Origin of the sequence: Streptomyces sp. 8L, assembly GCF_020176795.1 — a bacterium.
In the GTDB taxonomy this organism is placed as follows: Bacteria; Actinomycetota; Actinomycetes; order Streptomycetales; family Streptomycetaceae; genus Streptomyces.
Genome location: NZ_JAIUKE010000629.1, coordinates 1 through 4109 on the forward strand (window position 1 = coordinate 1; position 4109 = coordinate 4109).

At 73.4% G+C, this 4109-nt stretch carries 2 protein-coding genes; one reads left to right on the forward strand and one right to left on the reverse strand.

Features of this window, described 5'->3' with window-relative positions; genetic code table 11:
- Nucleotides 1-141: 141 nt before the first annotated feature.
- On the reverse strand, nt 142-1857 hold the full coding sequence (locus LCE31_RS36010; RefSeq protein ID WP_225022091.1) for a protein kinase domain-containing protein: 1716 nt from the start codon (nt 1855-1857) through the stop codon (nt 142-144).
- A 427-nt stretch (nt 1858-2284) separates the two neighbouring features.
- On the opposite strand from LCE31_RS36010, the gene LCE31_RS36015 reads away from it, so the two are divergent.
- Nucleotides 2285-3961: a protein kinase domain-containing protein gene (locus tag LCE31_RS36015; protein WP_225022093.1), complete on the forward strand. Its 1677-nt coding sequence runs from the start codon at nt 2285-2287 to the stop codon at nt 3959-3961.
- Nucleotides 3962-4109 lie beyond the last annotated feature (148 nt).

Sequence of the window (4109 nt, forward strand, 5' to 3'; positions counted from 1 at the left end):
CCCCCCCCGGCCCCCCCGCCCCCCCCCGCCGGGGGGGGCCCGGGGGGGGGGGGGGGCGGGGGGGGGGCGGGGGGGGGGGGCCCGCGCGGCCGGGGCGGCGGGGGGGGGGGCCCGCCGCCGCGCCGGTCGGCGGTGGGCCGGTCAGTGGCCGGTGCCGAGCCCGCTGATGGTGTTGCCCGCGGTCGCGCCGCCGGAACCGTCGGTGGTGCTGCCGTTGCTGGTGCCGCTGCTCGTGCCGCCCGAACCGCCGCCGGTGCTCGTACCGCCGTCGTCGGAGGTACCGCCGTCGTCCGACGTGCCACCGTCGTCCGACGTGCCGCCGTCGTCGTCGCCGCCGTCGGGCGGGGACGTCGGGGCCGTCGGGCCCGACGAGGTGCCGGACGAGTCGCCGCCGCCGTTCGTGCCGGAGCCCGACGTCTTGGACGGCTGGCCCGTGGGCTTGTCCTCGTCCGTCTGTGACGGGTACGGCCGCTCGTTGGAGGGCGGGTAGTTCGTCGTGCCGTCGTCGCCACCGCTGGAAGAGTCGTCCGACTGCTGGTCGTCCTGGGACGAGTCGTCCTTCGGCGAGGGCGAGTGCGACGTGTGGGAGCGGGACACGGAAGGCGCCGGGCTCTTGTCGTCCGGCGTGTTGCCCGACGAGGTCATGCTGTTCAGCGCGAAGGCCACGCCGCCGACGATCGCGACGAGCGCGAGCGCGACGAACAGCAGCATCTTGCCGCGCCCCCGCGAGCCGCCCGAGCCGTTCTCGTCATAGCCGTTGTAGCCGGTGTAACCGCCGTCGTTCGGGTTCATCGCGGGCAGCATCGGGCGCTGCGCCGTCTCCCCGTACGCGCCCCGATACCCGGTGCCCTGGCCCATCGCCGCGGTCGCGGCGACACCGCCGAGCGCCGTCGTCGCGGCCGGGCCGTGCGCGTCGAACGCGCCGGTGTTCCACGTACCGGTGTGGCCGCCCTGCTGCTGGAGCATCTGGAGGCCGTACTGGACGAGTCCCCGCATCTCCTCGGCGCTCTGGAACCGGTCGTCCGGCTCCTTCGCCAGCGACCGCATCACCAGGCCGTCCAGCTCCGGCGGGGTGTCGGCGGAGATCTCCGACGGCGGCACCGGGGTGTCCTGCACGTGCTGGTAGACCACCGACAGCGGCGTCTCGCCGACGAACGGCGGGCGCTGCGCCAGCAGCTCGTACAGCAGGCAGCCCGTGGCGTACAGGTCGCTGCGGTGGTCCACGGCCTTGCCGAGCGCCTGCTCGGGGGAGAGGTACTGGGGCGTGCCCATGACCATGCCGGTCTGCGTCATCGTCGACTGCGCGCCGTGCAGCGCGCGGGCGATGCCGAAGTCCATGACCTTGACCGCGCCCGCGTCCGTGATGATCACGTTCGCCGGCTTGATGTCGCGGTGCACGATGCCGTGCTGGTGCGAGTACGCCAGCGCCTCCAGCACGCCGGAGACGATGATCAGCGCCTGCTCCGGCGGCGGGGCCTCCGCGTTGAGCAGCAGGTCGCGGATGGTGCGGCCCTCGACCAGCTCCATCACGATGTAGGGGACGGTCCGGCCGCCCACGGTGTCCTCGCCCGAGTCGTACACGGCGACCACCGCGTGGTGGTTGAGCCCGGCGACCGACTGCGCCTCGCGCGTGAAGCGCGCCTTCGCCACGGGGTCCTCGGCCAGATCGGAACGCAGCAGCTTGACGGCCACGGTCCGGCCGAGCCGTACGTCCTCCGCGGCGAACACCTCCGCCATGCCGCCTCGGCCCAGGCGGTGGGTCATGCGGTACCGGCCGTCGCCGACCAGCCCGCCGATGCCCCAGGAGTCCCCAGCATCCGGCGTTCCGCCGCCGCCTGCTTCGGGTTCGGGTGCCATCAGTCCTCGCCGTCGTCTTCTTCCGCGGATCGCCGGGGATCGTCCGCCGGGCGCCTCGCGGGGGTAATGGAATGTCTCAAGGGGCTGTGCCCGTCACGCTACAGGGTTCCCATGACGTGCCGATCCCGGACGGACCGGCCATCAAACCCGCTGCCGCCCGCGCGTGGCAAATTCCTTGTGCCCTGTATAACGCTTGCGAGACGGTTGCTGTGCTTACGGTCACGGAACGGGATGCTCTGCTTGACGTGTCTGTGCCCTCCGGCAGACTTGGCGCGTCATACACGCCTCACGCGTCCTGCGCGTCAGGCATACGGAGCGAAACGCACGACGACTGCGGTTCCGCGCCACGGCCGCCACGCCCGCGTCGCCAGGACATTTCCTGCGCCGCGGCGAACCGGGCGGGCCCGCGCCAAGGGGGAGCACAGCCATGAGTCAGGACGGCGCGCGGGGCCGGGAAGCGGGGGCCTCCCTTGCGGGTGGCCGGTATCAGCTCCGGGACCTGCTCGGGCAGGGCGGCATGGCGTCCGTGTACCTCGCCTACGACACGGCACTCGACCGCCAGGTCGCGGTCAAGACCCTCCATTCCGAGCTGGGCCGCGAGCAGTCCTTCCGCGAGCGCTTCCGGCGCGAGGCGCAGGCCGTGGCCAAGCTGTCGCACCCCAACATCGTCTCGGTCTTCGACACCGGCGAGGACGAGCTGGGCGGGGCGCTCATGCCGTACATCGTCATGGAGTACGTGGAGGGGCAGCCGCTCGGCTCCGTACTCCAGGCGGACATCGGCCAGTACGGCGCGATGCCGGCCGAGAAGGCCCTGAAGGTGACGGCCGACGTGCTGGCCGCGCTGGACGCCAGCCACGAGATGGGCCTCGTCCACCGGGACATCAAGCCGGGCAATGTCATGGTCACCCGCCGCGGCGTGGTCAAGGTGATGGACTTCGGCATCGCCCGCGCCATGCAGTCCGGCGTCACCTCGATGACGCAGACCGGCATGGTCGTCGGCACCCCCCAGTACCTCTCGCCCGAGCAGGCGCTCGGGCGGAGCGTCGACGCGCGCTCCGACCTCTACTCGGTCGGCATCATGCTCTTCCAGCTGCTCACCGGGCGGCTGCCGTTCGACGCGGAATCGCCGCTGGCGATCGCGTACGCGCATGTGCAGGAGGAGCCGCCCGTGCCCTCCGGCATCAACCGGTCGGTCGGCCGGGGCGCCGACGCGCTGGTGGCGCGGGCCCTGCGGAAGAACCCGAACGAGCGCTTCCCCAGCGCGGCGGCGATGCGCGACGAGTGCCTGCGGGTGCTCCCGCCTGCCGGGCAGGCGGCGGCGCCGGTGATCGTGCAGGGCCCGCCGCCGATGAACAGCGGCTCGGGCGTGGGCTCGGCGGTGTTCCCGCCGGTCAGCCAGGCACCGGGGGCACCTCAGGCACCGCAGGCCGCGGGACCCGGACCGTCACCGTACGGCGTCCAGCAGCCGTACCAGCACCCGGGGCCCGGACCGTACGGGACACCCGCGCAGACGCCGGTGCCCTCGCCCGCGCCTTCGCCCGCGCCGCAGCAGGGCTACGGGTATCCCCAGGCCCACCCTTCGCAGCAGGGCGGCCTGCCGCCCACACCGCCGCCGTACCCCCTCTCGACCGGGCCCGCGGGCACCAGCCCCCGTGGCGGACGGCGGAAGGCGCCGGTCGTCATCGGGGCGGTCCTGGCGCTCGCCGCGATCGGCGGGATCGTCGCCGTGCTCGTGCAGGGCAACGGGCACAGCGGCGGCGGCACGGCGGACGGCAGGGCGACCGCCAAGGTGAGCGGCGGCCCGTCCGCCGCGGGCTACCGTGCGCCCGAGCCCGACCGCACCATGGAGGACGACGCCTGCACGGACGCGTACAAGGACTACAACGACGCCTCCAAGGTCGACGCGCCCGACTTCCGCTACAAGGACATCCGCTCCGTCAAGGCCTGCATGAACAAGGTCGGCTGGACGGTCAAGGAAGAGGACATCGCCAACGGGGCGTACGCGGACGGCCAGGTACTGGAGCAGTACCCGGCGCCGGGCGACCCGGTCGACCCGAAGAGCCAGGTGTTCGACCTGAAGGTCTCGACGGGCAGGTCGGAGTGACGTACGGGCAGGCCGGAGTGGCGTCGCGCAGGTCGGAGTGACGAGGGGCAGGTCGGAGTGACGTACGGGCTCGCGTAGTCCGGGGCGGTTTCGTGTACGGTCCCGGCGCCGGGCGCCGGGCGGCCTGAGGGCGGGCGGCCCCGGGGCG

Excerpts from the sequence above, each read along its gene's own strand:
- LCE31_RS36015 (WP_225022093.1), top strand. The coding sequence starts at position 2,285 with ATGAGTCAGGACGGCGCGCGGGGCCGGGAAGCGGGGGCCTCCCTTGCG.
- LCE31_RS36010 (WP_225022091.1), bottom strand. The coding sequence starts at position 1,857 with ATGGCACCCGAACCCGAAGCAGGCGGCGGCGGAACGCCGGATGCTGGG.